26 protein-coding genes are annotated in these 19,987 nt (G+C 64.4%); 17 read left to right on the top strand and 9 right to left on the bottom strand.

The genetic code is table 11. The features are described from left to right. The 4 genes from OC450_RS02050 to OC450_RS02035 all read left to right on the top strand — a co-directional run bounded on the left by OC450_RS02050 (position 1) and on the right by OC450_RS02035 (position 4,472). Positions 1-783, top strand: a complete 783-nt coding sequence (locus tag OC450_RS02050) for a thiazole synthase (protein ID WP_256805958.1) — start codon at positions 1-3, stop codon at positions 781-783. Further along, positions 770-1,378 (top strand): thiamine phosphate synthase, encoded by a 609-nt coding sequence (locus OC450_RS02045; RefSeq protein ID WP_262047074.1) that lies wholly within the window; start codon positions 770-772, stop codon positions 1,376-1,378. The genes OC450_RS02050 and OC450_RS02045 overlap by 14 nt, the downstream gene beginning before the upstream one ends. A 168-nt stretch (positions 1,379-1,546) precedes the next feature. Then, positions 1,547-3,445, top strand: coding sequence for a phosphomethylpyrimidine synthase ThiC (gene thiC / locus OC450_RS02040; protein WP_262047073.1), 1,899 nt, complete (start codon positions 1,547-1,549; stop codon positions 3,443-3,445). A 514-nt stretch (positions 3,446-3,959) separates the two neighbouring features. Then, positions 3,960-4,472, top strand: coding sequence for a mismatch-specific DNA-glycosylase (locus tag OC450_RS02035; RefSeq protein WP_262047072.1), 513 nt, complete (start codon positions 3,960-3,962; stop codon positions 4,470-4,472). A 121-nt stretch (positions 4,473-4,593) separates the two neighbouring features. Here the strand turns inward: OC450_RS02035 and OC450_RS02030 are convergent, their stop codons facing one another. Beyond that, a complete protein-coding gene (locus tag OC450_RS02030; protein ID WP_262047071.1) occupies positions 4,594-5,322 on the bottom strand; it encodes an SDR family oxidoreductase in 729 nt (242 codons plus the stop codon). A 160-nt stretch (positions 5,323-5,482) separates the two neighbouring features. On the opposite strand from OC450_RS02030, the gene OC450_RS02025 reads away from it, so the two are divergent. Further along, positions 5,483-6,133, top strand: coding sequence for a glutathione S-transferase family protein (locus OC450_RS02025; RefSeq protein WP_262047070.1), 651 nt, complete (start codon positions 5,483-5,485; stop codon positions 6,131-6,133). A gap of 66 nt (positions 6,134-6,199) precedes the next feature. Then, the gene (locus OC450_RS02020; protein WP_262047069.1) at positions 6,200-6,895 is read left to right on the top strand and encodes a glutathione S-transferase family protein; all 696 of its coding nucleotides are present in this window, start codon (positions 6,200-6,202) and stop codon (positions 6,893-6,895) included. Positions 6,896-7,111: 216 nt separating this feature from the next. Here the strand turns inward: OC450_RS02020 and OC450_RS02015 are convergent, their stop codons facing one another. Further along, on the bottom strand, positions 7,112-7,546 hold the full coding sequence (locus tag OC450_RS02015; protein ID WP_211384439.1) for a hypothetical protein: 435 nt from the start codon (positions 7,544-7,546) through the stop codon (positions 7,112-7,114). Between the two features lie 518 nt (positions 7,547-8,064). Between OC450_RS02015 and OC450_RS02010 the strand changes: the two genes are divergently transcribed. From OC450_RS02010 to OC450_RS01995, 4 genes are all read left to right on the top strand, one after another. Then, a complete protein-coding gene (locus OC450_RS02010; RefSeq protein ID WP_262047068.1) occupies positions 8,065-8,448 on the top strand; it encodes a RidA family protein in 384 nt (127 codons plus the stop codon). 155 nt (positions 8,449-8,603) lie between these two features. Next, positions 8,604-8,864: a hypothetical protein gene (locus tag OC450_RS02005; protein WP_211384437.1), complete on the top strand. Its 261-nt coding sequence runs from the start codon at positions 8,604-8,606 to the stop codon at positions 8,862-8,864. Between the two features lie 241 nt (positions 8,865-9,105). Continuing rightward, a complete protein-coding gene (locus OC450_RS02000) occupies positions 9,106-9,357 on the top strand; it encodes a hypothetical protein (protein WP_211384436.1) in 252 nt (83 codons plus the stop codon). Positions 9,358-9,451: 94 nt separating this feature from the next. Then, positions 9,452-10,090, top strand: coding sequence for a hypothetical protein (locus OC450_RS01995; protein ID WP_211384435.1), 639 nt, complete (start codon positions 9,452-9,454; stop codon positions 10,088-10,090). A gap of 6 nt (positions 10,091-10,096) precedes the next feature. Here OC450_RS01995 and OC450_RS01990 read toward each other — a convergent pair whose 3' ends face one another. Next, on the bottom strand, positions 10,097-10,582 hold the full coding sequence (locus tag OC450_RS01990; RefSeq protein ID WP_262047067.1) for a J domain-containing protein: 486 nt from the start codon (positions 10,580-10,582) through the stop codon (positions 10,097-10,099). A 171-nt stretch (positions 10,583-10,753) separates the two neighbouring features. Then, positions 10,754-12,316: an outer membrane protein gene (locus tag OC450_RS01985; protein WP_262047066.1), complete on the bottom strand. Its 1,563-nt coding sequence runs from the start codon at positions 12,314-12,316 to the stop codon at positions 10,754-10,756. A gap of 277 nt (positions 12,317-12,593) precedes the next feature. Between OC450_RS01985 and OC450_RS01980 the strand changes: the two genes are divergently transcribed. Then, positions 12,594-13,361 (top strand): SDR family NAD(P)-dependent oxidoreductase, encoded by a 768-nt coding sequence (locus OC450_RS01980; RefSeq protein ID WP_211384432.1) that lies wholly within the window; start codon positions 12,594-12,596, stop codon positions 13,359-13,361. Positions 13,362-13,577: 216 nt separating this feature from the next. Next, positions 13,578-13,826, top strand: coding sequence for a helix-turn-helix domain-containing protein (locus OC450_RS01975; RefSeq protein WP_211384431.1), 249 nt, complete (start codon positions 13,578-13,580; stop codon positions 13,824-13,826). 9 nt (positions 13,827-13,835) lie between these two features. Here OC450_RS01975 and OC450_RS01970 read toward each other — a convergent pair whose 3' ends face one another. Then, complete coding sequence (locus tag OC450_RS01970) at positions 13,836-14,117, bottom strand: hypothetical protein (RefSeq protein WP_262047065.1); 282 nt, start codon at positions 14,115-14,117, stop codon at positions 13,836-13,838. A 152-nt stretch (positions 14,118-14,269) separates the two neighbouring features. Here OC450_RS01970 and OC450_RS01965 point away from each other — a divergent pair, with 152 nt between their 5' ends. After that, positions 14,270-14,788: a collagen-like protein gene (locus OC450_RS01965; protein WP_262047064.1), complete on the top strand. Its 519-nt coding sequence runs from the start codon at positions 14,270-14,272 to the stop codon at positions 14,786-14,788. Between the two features lie 3 nt (positions 14,789-14,791). On the opposite strand, the gene OC450_RS01960 is transcribed toward OC450_RS01965, so the two are convergent. Further along, positions 14,792-15,001, bottom strand: a complete 210-nt coding sequence (locus OC450_RS01960) for a hypothetical protein (protein WP_211384428.1) — start codon at positions 14,999-15,001, stop codon at positions 14,792-14,794. Positions 15,002-15,097: 96 nt separating this feature from the next. Beyond that, complete coding sequence (locus OC450_RS01955) at positions 15,098-15,364, bottom strand: DUF2277 domain-containing protein (protein WP_211384427.1); 267 nt, start codon at positions 15,362-15,364, stop codon at positions 15,098-15,100. Between the two features lie 125 nt (positions 15,365-15,489). On the opposite strand from OC450_RS01955, the gene OC450_RS01950 reads away from it, so the two are divergent. After that, on the top strand, positions 15,490-16,551 hold the full coding sequence (locus OC450_RS01950) for an alpha/beta fold hydrolase (RefSeq protein ID WP_262047063.1): 1,062 nt from the start codon (positions 15,490-15,492) through the stop codon (positions 16,549-16,551). Between the two features lie 132 nt (positions 16,552-16,683). After that, a complete protein-coding gene (locus OC450_RS01945) occupies positions 16,684-17,037 on the top strand; it encodes a hypothetical protein (RefSeq protein ID WP_262047062.1) in 354 nt (117 codons plus the stop codon). Positions 17,038-17,042: 5 nt separating this feature from the next. Here the strand turns inward: OC450_RS01945 and OC450_RS01940 are convergent, their stop codons facing one another. Further along, entirely contained in the window at positions 17,043-17,285 is a 243-nt protein-coding gene (locus tag OC450_RS01940) for a hypothetical protein (RefSeq protein WP_211384424.1), read from the bottom strand. 44 nt (positions 17,286-17,329) lie between these two features. Next, positions 17,330-18,745: a S8 family peptidase gene (locus tag OC450_RS01935; protein ID WP_262047061.1), complete on the bottom strand. Its 1,416-nt coding sequence runs from the start codon at positions 18,743-18,745 to the stop codon at positions 17,330-17,332. Positions 18,746-18,932: 187 nt separating this feature from the next. Here OC450_RS01935 and OC450_RS01930 point away from each other — a divergent pair, with 187 nt between their 5' ends. Both OC450_RS01930 and OC450_RS01925 read left to right on the top strand, forming a co-directional pair. Next, positions 18,933-19,334: a DoxX family protein gene (locus tag OC450_RS01930; protein WP_249129123.1), complete on the top strand. Its 402-nt coding sequence runs from the start codon at positions 18,933-18,935 to the stop codon at positions 19,332-19,334. Positions 19,335-19,365: 31 nt separating this feature from the next. Further along, on the top strand, positions 19,366-19,968 hold the full coding sequence (locus OC450_RS01925) for an MSMEG_1061 family FMN-dependent PPOX-type flavoprotein (RefSeq protein ID WP_262047060.1): 603 nt from the start codon (positions 19,366-19,368) through the stop codon (positions 19,966-19,968). Positions 19,969-19,987 lie beyond the last annotated feature (19 nt).

Below are 19,987 nucleotides of genomic sequence, written 5' to 3'. Positions count from 1 at the left end.
ATGGTGACCTTCTACGGCAAGACCTTCGCCTCGCGCCTGCTGATCGGCAGCGCGCTCTATCCCTCGCCTGCGATCATGCAGGGGGCGATCCGCGCCTCAGGCTCGAACATCGTCACGGTGTCGCTGCGGCGCGAGGCCGCCGGCGGCAAGACCGGGGACGCGTTCTGGAAGCTGATCCGCGAGCTCGACGTCGCCGTGCTGCCGAACACCGCCGGCTGCCGCAGCGTGCGCGAGGCGGTGACGACCGCCAAGCTCGCGCGCGAGCTGTTCGGCACGTCCTGGATCAAGCTCGAAGTCATCGCCGACAACGACACGCTGCAGCCCGACGTTGTCGGCCTGGTCGAGGCCGCCGCCATCCTGATCAAGGACGGCTTTGAAGTGTTCCCCTATTGCACCGAGGATCTCTCGGTCGCGAGCCGCCTGGTCGATGCCGGATGCAAGGTGGTGATGCCGTGGGCCGCCCCCATCGGCAGCGCCAAAGGCATCACCAACCGCGATGCGCTCAGGCTGCTGCGCGAGCGGCTGCCCGACATCACGCTGGTGGTTGACGCCGGCCTGGGGGCGCCGAGCCACGCGGCGCAGGCGCTCGAGCTCGGCTATGACGCCGTGCTGCTCAACACCGCCATCGCCAAAGCCGCCGATCCCGTCGCCATGGCCAACGCCTTCCGCTTGGGCTGTGATGCCGGCCGCACCGCCTTTGAGGCCGGGCTGATGAACGCCCGCGACTTCGCCTCCCCTTCAACCCCTGTCGTTGGGACCCCGTTCTGGCATGCCGTATCCTGATCGCTTTTATCCCGTCGTCGACAGCCTCAAATGGGTCGAGCGCCTGACGCAGCTCGGCGTCGGCACGATTCAACTGCGCTCGAAAGATCTGAACGACGCCGAAGCGCTCCAGATCGTCACCGACGCGCTGGCCATCACCAACGGCACGCAGGCAAAGCTCGTCGTGAACGACTATTGGCGTGCGGCGATCGTCGCCGGTGCAAAGTACCTGCATCTCGGCCAGGAAGACCTCGCCGATGCGGACCTCAAGTCCATTCGCGAGGCCGGCCTTCTCCTCGGCGTCTCCACCCATGACGGTACGGAGCTCGAGACCGCGCTCGCCGCAGAACCCGACTACGTCGCGCTCGGCCCGATCTTCTTCACCACGCTCAAATCGATGCGCTTCGAACCGCAGGGCATTCCGAAGATCACGGAATGGAAGCAGCGCATCGGCAGCATCCCGCTGGTCGCGATCGGCGGCATCAAGTTCGAGCACGCCGCGGAGATCTTTGCCGCGGGTGCGGATTCCATCGCCGTCGTCAGCGACGTCACCCAGAATGCCGACCCGGACGCGCGGGTCAAACAATGGCTCGGCCTGTCCGCGGAGGCGGCGTGATGCCCACGCTCTCTCCACCCGTCATTGCGAGGAGCACTTGCGACGAGGCAATCCAGACTGCTTCCGCGGAAGCATTTCTGGATTGCTTCGCTTCGCTCGCAATGACGGAACAAGAACTCACCGGCGTTGCCCGTACGCACGCCCACCAGAATTAAACCGGAGGATCCCATGAACATCCGCTCCAATCCCGACAAGACCGTCCCCGCCGTCACCACCGGCCCGCTCCCCTCGTCGCGAAAAATCTTCGCGTCCCCCGACGCCGCGCCCGAGCTGCGCGTGCCGCTGCGCGAGATCATCCTGTCCGAGGGTGCGGGCGAGCCGAACCTGCCGGTCTACGACACCTCCGGTCCCTACACCGATCCGTCCGTCACCATCGACGTCAACGCCGGCCTCGCGCGCGGCCGCAAGGCCTGGGTGCTGGAACGCGGCGGCGTCGAGGAATATGCGGGCCGCCAGATCAAGCCGGAAGACAACGGCAGCGTCTCCACCGACAAAGCCGCGCGCGCCTTCTCGGCCTATCATCAGCCCTTGCGCGGCCTCGACGGCCACAAGATCACGCAGCTCGAATTCGCCCGCGCCGGCATCATCACCAAGGAGATGATCTACGTCGCCGCCCGCGAAAATCTCGGCCGCAAGGAGCAGCTCGAACGCGCCGAAGCAGCGCTCGCCGACGGCGAGAGCTTTGGCGCGGAAGTCCCCGCCTTCATCACCCCGGAGTTCGTGCGCAGCGAGATCGCGCGCGGCCGCGCCATCATCCCCTGCAACATCAACCACAGCGAACTCGAGCCGATGATCATCGGCCGCAACTTCCTCACCAAGATCAACGCCAATATCGGCAACTCCGCCGTGACGTCTTCGGTCGAGGAGGAGGTCGAGAAGATGGTGTGGGCGATCCGCTGGGGCGCCGACACCGTGATGGACCTCTCGACGGGCCGCAACATCCACACCACCCGCGAATGGATCCTGCGCAATTCGCCGGTGCCGATCGGCACCGTTCCGATCTACCAGGCGCTGGAGAAGTGCAACGGCGATCCGGTGCAGCTGACCTGGGAGCTCTACAAGGACACGCTGATCGAGCAGTGCGAGCAGGGCGTCGACTATTTCACCATCCACGCCGGCGTGCGCCTGCAATACATCCACCTCACCGCCAGCCGCGTCACCGGCATCGTCAGCCGCGGCGGCTCGATCATGGCGAAGTGGTGCCTGGCGCATCACAAGGAAAGCTTCCTCTACACGCATTTCGACGAGATCTGCGACCTCATGCGCAAGTATGACGTCTCGTTCTCGCTCGGCGACGGCCTGCGCCCGGGCTCGATCGCGGACGCCAACGACCGCGCCCAGTTCGCCGAACTCGAGACGCTCGGCGAGCTCACCAAGATCGCGTGGGACAAGGGTTGCCAGGTGATGATCGAAGGCCCCGGCCACGTGCCGATGCACAAGATCAAGATCAACATGGACAAGCAGCTCAAGGAGTGCGGCGAAGCGCCGTTCTACACCCTCGGGCCCCTGACCACCGACATCGCGCCGGGCTACGACCACATCACCTCGGGCATTGGTGCCGCCATGATCGGCTGGTTCGGCTGCGCCATGCTCTGCTACGTCACGCCGAAGGAGCATCTCGGCCTGCCCGATCGTAACGACGTCAAGGTCGGCGTCATCACCTACAAGATCGCGGCGCACGCCTCCGATCTCGCCAAGGGCCACCCGGCGGCGCAACTGCGCGACGACGCCCTCTCCCGCGCCCGTTTCGACTTCCGCTGGAGCGACCAGTTCAACCTCGGTCTCGACCCCGAGACCGCCAAGAACTTCCACGACGAGACCCTGCCGAAGGAAGCCCACAAGGTCGCCCATTTCTGCTCGATGTGCGGACCAAAGTTCTGCTCGATGAAGATCACGCAGGACGTGCGGGACTATGCGGCGACGCTGAATGACCCCAACTCGGTCGGCATGTCGCTGAGCGGCACGGCCGAGGACGGCATGAAGCAGATGAGCGCGAAGTTCAAGGAGATGGGCTCAAGCGTGTATCTGGATGCGGAGAAGGTGAAAGAGAGCAATCGGGTGTTGTAACGGACGCGAGTCCTCATAGAATAAACTGAGATCAAGCTGGCGGACTTGTGGCCGCCAGCGCCGGAGATTTTTGGATGACAAAACGGAGCCCTACTACGAAGGACATAGCGCTGCTGCATCAGCTCTTTTCAAATGGACAGCTAAGCCTTGCCCCCGAATTTCAGCGAAATGCAGTATGGCCAACTCCTGCTAAGGCCTATCTCATCGACACAATCTTAAATGATCGCCCGATACCACTTTTATTTTTCCAACGCACTACATCAGCGCAAACAGGACTCTCGAACTACGTTTGCTGCTCTCCAAGGGATTGGCATCGACAAAGTTTCTCACCTTGCCTCCGTCGTACTAGCAATCGTGGTCAAAGATCCACGAGTGGTAAATCTCCATTTTCCCGAAATGATGTACGATCCAACTATTACTCAACTCGTCGAAAAGAGAGTAAAGCGGGTGCGGTAGCTTTTATCGTTGAGGCAACTTACCTCACCGCGTTCTAACCCATGCCACGGACCCATACTTGCCCGACGGTATTACCCACCGCCTCCCCGACCAGCTCCGCCCCAACCTCCGCCTCGTCTTCGTCGGCACCGCCGCCTCGACGCGCTCGGCCGAGCGCGGGCACTACTACGCCCATCCCGGCAATCGCTTCTGGCGCGCGATCCATGAGGCCGGCATCACGCCGCGGCGCTATCAGCCGGGGGAGTTCGCGGAGCTGATCGCGCTCGGGATCGGCTTCACTGATCTGTCCAAGTCGGGCGCCGGGATGGATCACCAGATCGAGGCTGCATCGATCGACGTACCCGGCTTCAAGGCCAAGATCGAAAAATATCGGCCGCGGACGATTGCGTTCACGAGCAAGAAGGCCGCGAGTTTGTTTTATGGCAGGCCGTCGGCTGCGATTGCGCTCGGGCGGCAGCAGCGCGACGAGAGTTTGCCCGAGGTGTTCGTGCTGCCCTCGCCGTCCGGCGCGGCGTCCGGGCATTGGACGCTGGAGCCGTGGCGGGAGCTCGCGGCTTGGATCGCTTCGTAGGGTGGGCAAAGGCGCTCTTGCGCCGTGCCCACCATCTCTCCACAAATCCGGCAAAACGGTGGGGCACGGCGCGCGAAGAGCGCGCCTTTGCCCACCCTACGAGAGCTACGCATCCTGGACACTAAAGATCGAAATTGGTCGGCAGCATCACCACGTCGCGGATGGTCATGCCGCGCGGCCGGGTCAGCATGAACATCACGACCTCGGCCACGTCGCTGGCCTCCAGCAGGCTGCCGGAGTCCCTGGCTTCCTTCAGCTTCTCGGGCGGCCAGTCCGCGAGCAGTGCGCTGACGACCGGGCCGGGCGAGATCGAGCCGACGCGGATGCCGTGCTTGAAGACCTGGCGCCGCACCGTCTGGACAAAGCAGTTGATCGCCCATTTGGACGACGCATAGACCGGCTCCCATGGCGTCGGAAAATGCGCCGCCAGCGAACTCGTGACGATGATGTCGCCGGTCCGGCGCGCGATCATGTGCGGCAGCGCGTCGTGCACGTTCTTCATCACGACGTTGACGTTCAGGTTCAGCATCCGGTCGATCGCCGTGGTGTCGGCATCGACCAGGTCGCCGCCGACATAGGTCCCCGCATTTGCATGCAGGATGTCGAGCTTGCCTGTCTTCTCCAGAACGCGCGGCAGCAGCGATCCGCAGTCTTTTGGATCCAGCAGGTCCACGACCAGCGGAATCACCGCGTCACCGTGCTTGTTGCAGAGCGCCTCGAGCGCGGCGGCGTCGCGGTCGACCATCACCACGTGCGCGCCCGCGGCCAACATCGCCTCGGTGCTTGCCAATCCGATGCCGGACGCGGCCCCGGTCACGGCGGCAACCTTGCCTTCCAATTCGTTTCCCATGGGCACACCATCCTGCTGAGATTGGCAGTATAGCGATCCAGGGCGACCTGGCGAAGTGGATCACGCCGCCAAACTGTCGCGCGGGCAAAGCCTCATCATGTCGGAATCCGCGTCGGCCGTTCGTCCTTTGGACAAATCGCATTCACTCCGGAGTTCCCAGATGCATCCCACCATCACCGCCTTCGAAAGCTCTCCCGACCGCGGCCGGGGACAGGCCCGCGACATGCGGGTGCGCTGGGCGCTGGAAGAGGTCGGCCAGCCCTACAATGTGCGCCTCGTATCGTTCAAGGCGATGAAGGAACCCGCGCACATTGCGTTGCATCCGTTCGGGCAAATTCCGACCTATGAGGACGGCACTCTCACCCTGTTCGAGTCCGGCGCGATCGTGCTCCATATCGCGGAGCGTCATGCCGGGCTGCTGCCCGACGACGCCAACGCCAGGAGCCGCGCGATCGCGTGGATGTTCGCCGCGCTGAGCACGCTGGAGCCGCCGGTCGTCGAGCTCGGAATGGCGATGCTGTTCGAGCGCGACAGGAGCTGGTACGCGGAGCGACTGCCCATGCTGCAGGATCGCGTCCGTGTCAGGCTCGGCGAATTGTCCCGCCGCCTCGGCGATGCCGACTGGCTCGACGGCGCGTTCAGCGCCGGCGATCTCATGATGGTGACCGTGCTGCGCCGGTTGCACACATCGGGCTTGCTCGACGAATACCCTGACATCGCCGCCTATGTCGCCCGCGGCGAGGCGCGGCCGGCGTTCCGGCGGGCGTTCGAGGCGCAGCTGGCGGTGTTCAACGCGGCGTCGCGTTCGTAGGGGCACTCCCTCATTGCGTCCGCCACGGCTCCCCTGCATGCTGCCCCCAACGCGGAAGAGCGTCCCATGCTGACCCTCTACTCCTATCCCGAACTGTTCGGCGTCGCCGACAACAACGGTTACGGCCTCAAGGTCTACGCCTTCCTGAAGCTCGCCGGCGTGCCGTTCGTGCACGAGCACGTCTTCGATGCCTCGGCCGCGCCGCGCGGGCAGCTGCCTTACGTCGTCAACGACGGCGAGACCATCGGCGACAGCGAGACCATCATCGCGCACGCGACCGCGAAATATCGCCTGGGCATCGATGCCGCATTATCGCCGGAGCAGCGCCGCACCAATCATTTCGTCACGCGCATGCTCGACGACCTCTACTGGGTGATGTCGTATTCGCGCTGGAAGGACGATCGCTTCTATCCGGCGTTCCGCGACGGCTTCATCGCGCAGCATCCGCAGATCGACGCGGACGGATTCGAGAAGGCGAAGGCGTACAATGCACAGCGCTATCATTACCAGGGCATCGGCCGCTACACGCCCGATCAGGCCTACGCGCGAGGGCTCGCCGATTTGCAGGTGCTGGCCGAGATCGTGCCGGCGAACGGCTTCGTCCATGGCGAGCGGCCGACCAGCGTCGATGCCGGCATCTACGGCTTCATCGCCAACATTTTCTTCTTTCCAATCCCGACGCCGCTGAAGGCCTTCGTCGATGCGCAGAGAAATCTCGTCGCGCATTGCGCGCGGATTCATGCGGCGGTGACGGGAGCGTAGGCCGGGCTTCGTATCTCGTAGGGTGGGCAAAGCGACTTGTCCGCCGTAGCTCGAAGAGCGAAGGCGGAAGCGTGCCCACCGTCCCTTTCGCCCGCGGCCATCCTTCGAGACGGCTGCTCCGCAGCCTCCTCAGGATGAGGCCTGTAATTGCGGAGACGGAGATGATGGTGGGCACGGCGCTTGCGCGCCTTTCCCCACCCTACGGCACCGCGTGCCCTACCGCATCGTGATCGCAAGCCCGCTGAGATCCGCATTCGCCATCAGGCCGGTCTGGTAGCCCGACAGCTCCAGCACCGCGCCCTTCTGGTTGGTCAGCACGATGGCGCGGGCGCCGCGGCCGACAGCGAGGCCGGCACCGGCGGCGCCGTAGACACCGGCGACGTCGGAGGGGCGGTTGATGTTGGAGACGCGGCCGCGCAGCACGGTCTTGGAGCCGCCGAACACGAGGCCGTAGTCGAGCCCGCCGGTGGAGAGCGAATAGGAGCGGCCGCGGAAGTTCAGCATGCCCGAGCCGCCGGAACCGCCGATGATCCAGCCCGCTTTGTAGATCGTCAGCACCACGGTGCCGCCATCGGCCATTGCCGAGGTCGAGAGCCCGGCAAGGGCGGCAATTGCGACCAGCGCGGCGCGGAAGGTGGATGCGAACTTCATGGGGCGTCTCCGGGGGCTATTTTTCAAGGAGGGAATCGAATCAGACGGGTCGAATCTATCCGATGGATCGCGGCGGCAACATGATGGTATGAGTTTCCGCAAGTGCGGTGCTGACTTGAGTTCGCGGAAAGTCCTCATTCTCCGTCATTGCGAGCGCAGCGAAGCAATCCAGAATCTTCCCGCGGTGGCAGTCTGGATTGCTTCGCTGCGCTCGCAATGACGGGTGCGGATGGATGCCGGCGTCTCCCCCGGAGGGCCGCACGCGGGGAGAGGCGAACTCCCGCCCACACCGGCACCATCGCGATCATGCCATTCTGCTCCTGCTTTGCCCGACGGGTCAAGCGATATTTCGGATTAAATGAATTCGAGGAAATCCAGCGACTTCTCTACTGTGCATGGGGTTGTTTTCGCATTTTCTACTTTTGCCCCTGCGCCGGCCCTCCCGATCCCGATTGCAACTGCCCCGCATCCCGCTACGCTGATGCGGGCCACGCGACCGTCCCATCCGAGGTGATCCCATGCCGATCCAGCATTTCGCGCCCCCGCCGCACGTCAAGGCGCCGCCGCTGTCCTTTGCGACGCGCGCCGGCGATCTCCTGTTCGTCTCCGGCATTCCCGGCTTCGACGCAGCCGGCGCGCTGCCCGACGGGTTCGAGGCGCAGTTCGCCAACGTCGTCGTCAACATCAAGCGCGTGCTGGACGAGGCCGGCGCTGGCATTCGCGACCTCGTCAAGGTCAACGTGCTCCTGACCCGCGCCTCGGACGTTGCCGCCATGAACGCGCTCTATGCCGGCGCGTTCGGCCCGCCGCCCTACCCTGCACGCACCACCTGCGTGGTGCAGGCGCTGCCCGGTCCGAAGATGCTGATCGAGATCGAGGCAGTGGCGTCACTGGCGAAGTGAGTCACGCCTTGCACGTGTGACTTGCCGGGCACTCGGCCAAACCAAGTGCGCGGCTCCATCTGACATATCCGTGAACTGCCGCTCCCCGGCTTGCAAAGCACCTGCTTTTACCGCACGAATTTTCGGGTCACCCTTCCCCACAAGGAGATTATTTCATGCGTCGCGTTCTCGCCCTTTGTGCCGTTGCCGGCATCGCCACCTCCGTCTTCGCCGTGCCGGCCTCGGCCAAGGTCGGCTATTACGTGATCCGCTGGGACAACACCGGCATCTGCCAGGTCTGGAACGAGGACCTGAAGTACAAGCCGCTGCAGTGGGGCGTGTCGACCTACAAGGTCGTCAGCAAGCCGCTCCCGACCTTCACCGCGGCCTCGGACCTCCAGATCAAGCTGCGCGCGGAGCGCCGCTGCACGCTCTGAGCCTGACGCGCCAGATCGAATTCAAGGGGCGGATCGCGCGAGCGGTCCGCCCTTTTTCCTTTCGACGGGCCGCTGGTTTTCCCGGGCCAAATCACCCATTTCCGGCGCACGCGCTTTGAACCTGCCCCGCCGATGGAACTACTCACATCTTGTCCGGGGCGCGCACCCCCAAAGCGTCCCGCACCACCCCTCCCCGTCCTTGTCGGGAGGCGCATCACAACTTTCATTTGAGGAGCTGATCATGCGTCGTATTTCCGTGCTGTGCGCTGCTGCGGGCCTTGCCCTTGCGGCCTTCGCAGCCACCAGCCAGGCCGAAGCCGGCTATCATCTGATCCGCTGGCAGAACGGCGGTTTCTGCCAGATCTGGGACGAGAGCATCCCGACCACACCGTGGCCCTCCGACTACGCCCGCGTCAGCGCGACCGTGCCGACCTTCGGCGACGCGCTCATGTTGAAGGACCATGCGTTGAAGGACGGCCACTGCAGCTGGTAAGATTTCGATCGGCGGACGACAAGGGTCGGGCAAGGATGCGATGCTAGCGTCCTTGCCCGATCGCGTTTCCAGCCACTCCTTGCGGGATCAATCGATGCGCACGCTCACCACGACGGCCGCCATATTCGGCGTTGCTTTCGCACTCGCCTCCGCAAGCCAGGCGCAGGCGCCGCAATCCTTCCGCGTGATCTCGCCGATCTTCGGTCAGCTCGTCAGCTTCGCGATGCCGTCGAATTTCGTCGTTGTGTTCGAGAACACCAAGGGCGGGCACTACATCCGCGAGGCGGTGCTGAAGGGCGAGACGCCCGAGCGCTGGACCCAGATGATCACCGTGACAGGCGAGAAGGGCATGACGCTGACGCCGGGTGCATCGCCGGAGAAATTCGCGGGCTCGATCGCCGGCGGCTTCATATCCGCCTGCCCCGACAGCTTCGCGGCAAAATCGCTCGGCGCCGCGAATTTCGGCCGCTTCGAAGGTTTTGTCGCGGTGATCGGCTGCGGCCGCATCGATAGCGGCCCGACCCGGCACACCGAGACCGCGCTGCTGGTCACGCTCAAGGGCGCGAGCGACTACTACACCATCCAATGGGCCGAGCGCGGCCCCGAAAGCGACGAGCCGCCGGTCAATGACGAGCGCTGGCAGGCGCGTCTGCGCGAGCTCAGCCCGATCGAGCTCTGCCTGATCGTCGCAGGTGAAGCCGCGCCCTATCCGAGCTGCGTGAACAAGAGCTGAGCGCTCTCACGCGTCCTTGTGCGCGCCGGGATGGATCAGGATATCGCGCGCGGCGGCGAGATCGATGAAGGCTTCCGCGCTGCCGCCCCGGTCGGGATGCATGCCCTTGGCGGCGCGGCGATAGGCCTGGTTGATGTCCTCGCAGGTGAGCTGCACCGCGAGCGGCAGGCCGAGCATCTTGCGGGCACGATCCTCGCTGGATAGATTCTTCGGCTTGGCATTGCGGCGGCCGAAGCGCGGCGCGGTCAGATCATGAACGACGTCGAGAACCACGCCGATGCGGCGCTGGGCCGCCAGCGCGATGCCGTGATCGTCATTGTCCACGGCCTGTCGCAGCACCGGAAGCGCCTGCTCGGCCGCCTGGCGCAGCATGGTGTCGGTGCTCATCCGCGCGATCTCGGCGACGAGCCGGCCCGCCTCGGCCCAATCAGCCGGCTGCGCCGACCGCAGGCGTTCGAGAGCGAGTTTCCAGGATTCAAGCCGTTCCATCATGCGCGCAACGTTTAGCAATCAAGAACAGTATGCCAAGGCCGCCGTTTCCGACCCCTTAATTTCGAGTTAGCTTTTCATGAAACTTAGAAGCGAAATTGTCATGGCATTGCTCGCTAACCATATCGCCGTCGTCACGCCACCCACCGGATAAGCGGCCGGAGCCCGCACCGGTCAATTGAACTGATACGCGAGACCGAAGGTCGCGACGTGGCTGCGCAGCGTAACATCGAAAGTGTCGACGGTGTTGCTGGGCGCGAAGTGCGACGTTCGGCTGATCCTGTAAGTCGACGTGCCGAAATCGGCAAAGCCGTATTCGGCGCGCGCCAGCCAGTGATGGCCCAGCGCCGTCTCCAGGCCGCCGCCGATGGTCCAGCCGAGCTTCGTCGTGGAATTCGCTATCACCGACGGCGATAGATTGAACAAGGTCCGGCAGGGTGCGCTCCCGCAGGTCGAGATCACCTCGTCATGCTGCCACGCAGCACCGCCGCTCGCGAATAGCAGCGTCGCCGGCGTCACCAGGAAGCCGAGACGCGCTCGCAGGCTCGCGTCCCATGTTGTCTTCACCACAAGGGAATCGGCGGCCTCGTGGAAGGTGCCGAAGGCAGGCGACACCGGATATCCGGCAAGCGTGGCGCTCCGGTCGGCAAAGCCGGCGTCGCCCTCGATACCGGCAACCCATTTGGGCGCGAATTGCCAGTTGACGCCGGCATAGGGGCTGGCGCGGAACGCGGTGCCGTTGAACGGCACGATATGCTCAGCAATCGGGATCGGCGCACCGCCAAACACTTCCGATCTCGCCGCCGCATTCGCCTGCAGCGCGCGGGCACCGAGACCAAGACCGAGATAGGGGCCGGTCCACGACGTCGCGATCGGCGCTGCCTTGGTGATCGCTGCCTGCGCTCCTGCCACGATCGGGTCGCCAAATTTGTAGGCCACGCCGAACGAGGCATTGTGAGTCCGCATTTTCAGATCGAAATTGTCCGAGGTCGGATTGAGGGGTGAACCGGCAGGGCCGGTTCGTGCAATGGTGAAAGGCGTCGCGCCGAAATCGGCATAGCGATATTCGGCACGTGCAATCCAGTTGCCGCCAAGCGCTGTCTCGATGCCGCCGCCGACGGTCCAGCCGGCCTGGATGCGTGAGGCCGAGATCACGGAGGGCGAGAGGCCAAAGTCAAGACAGCCGTCGATGGCACAGATCGAACTGTATTCGCTGCGCTGCCAGGCGACGCCGCCGGTCGCATAGGCCAGCGTGGCGGGTGTGAGCAGGAAGCCGAGACGCGCACGCAGGCTGGCGTCCCAATCGGTCTTCACCGTCAGTCTATCGGGCGGCCGGGCAAAGAAGCTGAAGCCGGGCGAGAACGCCTGCGACTGGCGCGTGGTCGACTGGTCGGCGAAGCCGACATCGCCCTCAAGGCCTGCGACCCATTGCGGGGCAAATTGCCAGTTGAATCCGACATTGGAACTGGTGCGAAAGCCGAGCCCGTCGAAGGACGCGGCGGTCGGCCGGCCATCCGCCAGATTTTGCGGGATGCCGGCGATCGTCTCCGATGTCGTCGTGGCGTCGGTGCGCGAGGCGCGGAAGCCAAACCCGAGACCGGCATAGAAGCCGCTCCAGGGCGACGCCGCTGCCGGCGCGGCCTTGTCGGCGGGCGCGGCCCCGATATCCGCCGCCAGGGCACGCCCCATCACCGCGAGCGCGATCAGCGCCGCACTTCCGCATGTGACTTTCTTCATGCGCCCCTGTCCCCATCGGCGCGCGGAATCGTCGCGGCCCCATATGTCCGGAACAAGATGTGAGGCCAGCGGCTCCAGACTTCTTGGACGCAAACGACCGCGGATTGGACAGGCACGAACCGGCGCCCTTTCTGCGGTGGCGTGGCATCTTTGCCACATACACAGGGGTGTCCTCGCCGCGATTGCATGAGGCGCGAGCGCCGCGCGACGTTTTCGTCGCTTCGGTTTTCAACTAGTCTTGCCGCCAACATTCGAAACAAACAGCCGAGGAAACCCCATGCCGCTTCTCCAAAACCACATCGCCGTCGTCACGGGCGCCGGGTCCGGCATCGGCCGCGCCATCGCGGCCGGCTACGCCCGCGAGGGCGCGCAAGTGGTGCTGCTCGATGTCAACGCCGACACCGTCGCGGAAGCCGCCGCGGAGATCCGCAAGGCCGGCGGCAGGGCCGAGAGCTTTGCGCTGGACGTGACAAGACGCGAGGATTGCTTTGCACTGGCAAAGCAAGTCGCCGACAAGGTCGGGCAGGTTTCGATCCTCGTCAACAATGCCGGCATCACCCGCCGCAACGCCTTCACCGCGGAGACCGAGACGGTGGCGAAGGACTGGAACGACATCATCTCGCTCAATCTCAACGGCGTCTTCAATATGACGCAGGCGTTCCTCAGCCCGTTGCGCGCAGCCAAGGGCCGTATCGTCAATATCGGCTCGATCCAGTCCTTCGTGCATCTGCGCACGCCGAGCTCGGCGGCCTACACCACCTCGAAGCACGGCGTGCTCGGCTTCACCAAGGCGCTCGCGGTCGAGCTCGGCAGGGACGGCGTGCGCGTCAACGCGATCGGGCCCGGCTTCATCGAGACCAACATCAACGCCAATGTGCGCGCCACCAATCCGGCGCTGGTGCAGGCCTTCGTCGACCACACCCCGCTGGCGCGCACCGGCAAGCCCGAGGACATCGTTGGCCCCGCAGTCTTCCTTGCCTCGGACCTGTCGTCTTACGTCACGGGAACGATCGTGATGGTGGATGGCGGATATCGAACGGTGTGAGCGATGGCTGCTTTTTGACGCGAAGTATGCTCGCGGGAATATGCAATCCGTGCCAATCGCGGCGGCTTCGGGGTATTCCTGAGGTCAATTGGTGCGATCGCCCGCGGTTAACCTTTCGTTAACCAAACCCGCCCACCGTAGATCTACGGCTTGGGGGTCGTTTGTTCTCGATCCGCTTCCAAAGACGGAAGCGGGCGTTGATCGGGGAGTGAGTCGATGACCACTGTTCATGTCGCTGCGTCCGAACCGGGCGCATATTTCCTTGCACCCAACCAGATCGTTCCATTGCTGATCGGCGCGACCGTCGGCGAGGTCGAGCGCGAGCTCGTGCTCCAGACGCTTGCGCGCTGCGACGGCAACCGGACGCGCGCATCGCGCGTGCTCGGCCTGTCGGTGCGGACGCTGCGCAACAAGATCAGGATCTATGCCGCTTCCGGCATCGAGGTGCCTGCCTATCACGACTAGCGCGTGACGTCAGTCCGCCTGCGACGCCTTGCGTGACGATGCACCGCGCGACCAGCGTCGCAGCTCGCGCCGCAGATGTGCGACGGCTAAGAGTGCAAGTGAGATGATCGCAACCGCCGCTGCGATCATCTCGATCGTGCGGAGCAGGAAGGCCGTCATGACCGCCCATGTCGGCTGCGGCTCCTCGGCGAATGCGACCGGCACGATGTCTGGCACCAGCAGGTGAGCGAGGCCGAGCGCGGCCACGAGGATGACAGCGAACAGGCAAAAGACGTTCCACGCTACGCGCATCGGTCGCTCCTTGCCGGGACTGCGCACGATCAATGACACGGCGCCTCGTGCCGCCGATTGATGTTGATCAAGCCCTGCGCATTGCCCGGGCGGAATTGCTGCCGTCGTCAAACGCCGCTAAGTAGCTTGCTTCCGGTCAAGGGAGCAGTGGCGTGGCAGACGAACAGAAACGGCAGGGACCTCAGGGACCGCGAGGGCGGCAGGGCGAACCGGGTCGGCCGGGCCCGCAGGGTCATCCGGGCAAGCGGGGGCCGGATGGCGCGCGTGGCAAGCCGGGACCGCAGGGCAAGCAGGGCCCGATCGGAAAGGCCGGACCGCAGGGCAAGCCAGGTCCGCAGGGCAAGCAGGGCGAAGCCGGCCCGCGCGGGGCCGCCGGAGCACAGGGATCGATCGGACCGCAGGGACCGGCGGGGCCGCAAGGCCCGCGCGGCGAACCCGGGCCGACCGGCCCATTGCCGTCGATCGAGCAGGTGCTGCCGTGGCTCGATCAGCTTTTCGACGCCTGGGATGAACGCCGCCGCCAGCGCGAGCATGAAGCTGCCGAGCGCGCGGCGCTGGAGGCCGCCGTGCAGGAGGCCGACGACGTACCCCTCGATGACGAGGACGACGGCAGCGAAGGCGACGATCACAGGAAAAAGAAGAAGAAGAAGAAGCACGGCAACAAGGATTAGCGGCTACTGGTCCTCACGCCGCGGCAGCATGCCCATGCGCTCGAATTGCCAGCGCATGGCGCGGTACCAGAGATAGCCGACCGCCGCGCCGCACAGGGCGAGGATCACGACGTTCGCGCTCGAGAACGAACCGCTCCACCACATCATCCACGCGGTCCACAGCAGCGTGAAGGCGATGGCACCTGCTTTCAGCGGAAGAAGGGGGCGGTTCATGATCGTGCTCCGGGCTGTCAAAACCCCGGCGAGCATCATTGCAAGTTGAGGCGCTCCAGACCGTGAGCCAGGTCACGGAACGGACGTTCGATCCGCCTAACCGAAGCGCAGCCGCGAACGCTCCTTGGCCTTCTCCGCCTCGATCTCGCGGTCGCGCGCCGGCGCATGGGTGTGCAGCGACGTCAGGAGTTTTCGCGCGGCCTCCGAGACCTCCGCGACGGCGCGGTCGAAGGCGGCCTGGTTGGCCTGCGACGGCTTGTTGAAGCCGGACAGTTTTCGCACGAACTGGATCGCGCTGGCGTGGATCTCGTCCTCCGTCGCGGGTGGCTCGAAGTTGAACAACGTCTTGATGTTGCGGCACATGCAGGCTCTCCGGACATTTCCCTCGAGGACGATCGGCGGAAGGGAAATCCTACATCCTTCCGGACAATTCTGCTAAGTTCCGCCCCAACGCGGCCGCCGGATACGAGCCGCATGGGGAGAGAAACATGAAAGCTTCTTGCGCAGCGCTGTCGGCCATCCTGCTGTCCATCGCAATACCCGCCATGGCCGCCGACTACCCGGCGCCCAAGCAGGGCGACTGGATCGCCAGGGATTTCAAGTTCCACACCGGCGAGACCATGCCGGAACTGAAGCTGCACTACACCACCGTCGGAGAGCCGACCGGCCAGCCGGTGCTGGTGCTGCATGGCACCGGCGGCTCGGGCGCGAGCATGCTGTCGCCCGCCTTTGCCGGCGAGCTGTTCGGCGCGGGGCAGCCGCTCGACGCGTCCAGATATTACATCATCATCCCCGACAATATCGGCCATGGCAAATCGTCGAAGCCGTCCGACGGGATGAAGGCGGGCTTCCCAAAATACGATTACGACGACATGGTCGAGGCGCAATATCGCCTGGTGACGGAAGGGCTCGGGGTCAAGCATCTGCGGCTCGTCATCGGCAATTCGATGGGCGGCATGCACACCTGGCTGTGGGGCGAGAAATATCCGAAGGCAATGGACGCGCTGGTCCCGATGGCCTCGCAGCCGACCGAGATGGCGTCGCGCAACTGGATGCTGCGGCGGATCATGCTCGACACCATCCGCAGCGATCCCGACTACAATGGCGGCAATTACACCAGCCAGCCGCGCATGATGAAATACGCCGTCACCGCCTACGGCATCGCGAGCATCGGCGGAACGCTGGCCTATCAATCGCAGGCGCCGACGGCGGCCAAGGCCGACAAGATCGTCGACGAACGGCTGGCGACGCCGATCACGGCTGATGCGAACGACTTCGTCTATCAATGGGAGTCCTCGCACGACTACAATGCCGGCGAGAAGCTGGAGCAGATCGAGGCATCGCTGCTGCTGATCAATTCCGCCGACGACGAGCGCAACCCGCCCGAGACCGGCATCACGGACGCTGCGATGAAGCGGGTCAAGAACGGCAAGCTGTATCTGATCCCCGCAAGCACCGAGACCCGCGGCCACGGTACCACCGGCAACGCGAAATTCTATGTCGAGCAGATCAGGCAATTGCTGCAGACCGCACCGCAGGGGACGATGTAACGCGGCAGGCCGCTCGTATCGCAACGCATCATATGCGGCGCCTCGGCGCCGCATATTATTTGAGCATGCAATGAGCTGACAGCTCGGGCTTAATCGCATCAACGACACGAATCGAACGCGACGGAGGATCGCATGCACAGGCTCGCGCTGTGCGTTTGGCTGGCCGCGACGATGGCGCTGACGAGCGCCACGTTCGCGTTCGACAATGGCCAATACGACCACGTGCCGCCCGACATCCGCGCCTGGTTCAAGAGTGTGATCGCACCGAACGGCGTGCCCTGCTGCGACATTTCCGACGGCCATCGTACCGAGTACGATGTGCGGGGCGGCAACTATTGGGTGCCGATCGAGGGACAATGGATGGAGGTGCCCGACCGCGCCATCATCCGCGACCGCGGCAATCCGGTCGGACAGGCCGTCGTGTGGTACGTCCACCACCGCGGCGCCATCATCATCAGCTGCTTCGTGCCGGCGGATGCGGTGTAGATCACTCAGGCCTTGAGGTCTCGCCTGGGCGCGGCCTCTACATATTCGATGTCATCGCCGAAATCGACGAGCGCGGCGCGAACGGACTTGGCGTCGGCCTCAGCGACGGTGAAGATCGCCGCGAGGTTTTGCCGCTTCTGGCCCGGAAACAGGTTCTCGGCGACATAGCCGGCATCGCCGAGCGTCTTGATGATCATGCGCCGCCGGCGCTGATCGACACGATCGTGGAATTTGAACTGCACGGACATACCGAGAAGCTAGCCGTTCGCGGCGCCCGTTCAAGGTCGCAGACCTATTTTCGTCCCTTCCTCGCTTTGGCTGTTTTCTTGCCGGTTTTCCTGCCGATTTTCCTGCCCGTCTTTGCACGGCCGAGCGCAGCGGCAACGTCCAGGAGGCCGGCACCATATTCTTGCGTGAAATCCCTTCCCCGCATCGCCGGCAATTTCGTCGCGGTCGCGATCAGGCGCCTGGCGACCGCAAGCCCGGCCGCCCTGGATTTCGGCCTGTTGATATAGACGAGTGCGGCGGCACCCGTGACATGCGGCGTTGCCATCGACGTTCCGGGCCAGGAATCGTAGCTGGTATGGTCGGCGAAGCTTGCCTTCACCCGGGGTACCGTCGACAGGATGTTGACCCCCGGGGCGACCAGCTTGATGTGCTTCCCCGTGTTGGAGAACGAGGCGCGCCGATGGGACTCGTCGACGGCGCCAACTCCGATCGTGTCCGCGTAGCCCGCCGGATACTCCTTCGGGTTGCCGTCCTCGAACTCGTTGCCCATGGCGGTGGAGATGACGACGCCGGCATCGATCAGTTCGGCGAAGATCGTCGCTTCCGCCTTCGAATGGTCCTCACCCCCAATGCTGAGGTTGATGACCTTGATGCTGGAATCGAGCGCAGCCGCGAGCGCCTTGCTGTAGAACTCGAAGTTGAAGTTCTCGTCGTCGCCTGGGCGCTTGGGATCGTCAAACACCTTCCAGCAATGCAGACGGCAATTGGCCACGCCTGCGATGCCGGCCGAATTATTGACCACGGCCGCGATCGTGCCGCTGACATGGGTGCCATGGCCGAGGAAATCGCGCGCGACGTTGCCGTCGTGACGATATTCCTCGATCGTTTCTGCGAGATCGGGATGTCGGGCGTCGACACCACTGTCGAGCACGGCAACGTGAACCCGCCCCGCACCTGGCCGCGGTCTGTCGAACCACCTGATGGCGCGAAGGCCCCACTGCCGAATCTTCATGGGATCGGCCGCGGCACTGAGCCATCGGTTGGGAACGGGCTCGACCAGGTCCACCGCCCTGGAGGCACGCAGGCTCTTCAGGACTCCTTCGTCCATCTTCCTGTCCTTCACCTGCACGATCTGAAATCCGGCCAGCGCCTCCCGCGGAGCCGCCGTTGCGGAGCGTGCCATCGCGCGATGAACCGCGGCCAAAGCCATCGCCTGCGGCCGCGCGGGTGCATCACCGCCATCGACCACGAACAGCGGCTTCATCGACTGAAGCCCGAGCTTGTCGTGCAGAAAATCGATCGGACCTCTGACTTCATCGGGCATCGCGGCCATCAGCGCACGCGGCGTCGTCGCCTGAAGTGACATCGCCACGATCTGCCGCACGGCGGACGGCTTCAACCGAACGATCAACTGTCCCGGGACGTGCTTGCGACGGCGCGGCCCATCGCCCGCGACCCGCATTGCCTGCGTGGGGGCCATGGCGAATTCCTTTCTTTAAAATCGAAAAATTATCTCACGCGTTATAAGCGAAATTGGTATTCAACGCTACCTGAACCATCCGATTGTGCTACTCCCGCTCGCTGCGACATTCGGTGGTCACTCCCTGCCGCGCATGCTATTTCGGCTGATGGATATCAATCGCACCAACGATCGGACACGCACCGTCATGCGCTTCGTTCTCGCGGCATTCTATCTGGCTGCGGGCATCGCGCATCTCTGGGTTCCGGACAAGCTGCTCGCAATCACGCCGCGCTGGGTCCCCTTTGCGATGCAGGTCATCCTCGTCACCGGCGTCTGCGAGATCGCAGGTGCCATCGCGCTGGTGACGAAGCCGCTGCGCTGGTGGGCGGGCGTCGCACTTGCGCTCTATGCGCTTTGTGTGTGGCCGGCGAACATCAGGCACGCCCTGCAGGGCATCGACCTGCCACCCATCCCCAACAGTTGGCTGTACCACGGGCCACGGCTGGTGCTTCAGCCGGTCCTGATCTGGTGGGCTCTGTATTGTGCTGGCGTGGTCGACTGGCCGTGGCGCCGTGAGAAATGGGATAGCGACCAGGCCGGGGAATGATATCCTCGAGCCTCCAATCAGGGAGACCTTCGTGACTGATCTTTGCGCCGAAGACCTCGCCACCATCTATGCCAAGCCGAGCCCGCGCGTGATCGCCAAAGCGCGTCCCGCGATAGATGCGCATGCGAAGAAATTCATCGAGATGTCGCCGTTCTGCGTGCTCGCGACCTCTGGCACCGATGGCAGCGTGGACGCGTCGCCGCGCGGCGGCGGCATCGGCTTCGTCCACGTCGCCGGCCCCAACCAGTTGCTGATGCCCGACCGCTCCGGCAACAACCGGATCGACAGTTTTCGCAACGTCGTCGAAGGCTCGGGCTTCGTACATTTGTTGTTCTTCGTGCCCGGCATCGACGAGACGCTGCGGGTCGGCGGACGCGGCACGCTGTCGGCCGATCCGGACCTGCTCGCCTCGATGGTGGAGTTCGGCAAGCCGCCGCGCGCGGTGCTGAACGTCGCCGTCAGCGAAGTCTATTTCCACTGCGGCAAGGCGCTGATACGCTCGAAGCTATGGTCCCCGGAGAAGGTGCCGCGCTCGGTGATGCCGAGCATCACCGAAATCATCCACGACCAGACCAGCCTCGGCGAGCCGGACAGTCAGGAGATCGTGGAAGGGCGCTACAAGGCGCAGCTGTAGGCGGCGCAGCCAGCTTTGT

This window comes from Bradyrhizobium sp. Bra78, from assembly GCF_024519855.1.
Classification (GTDB): Bacteria; Pseudomonadota; Alphaproteobacteria; order Rhizobiales; family Xanthobacteraceae; genus Bradyrhizobium; species Bradyrhizobium japonicum_G.
This window is presented reverse-complemented; position numbering and strand designations above follow the sequence as displayed.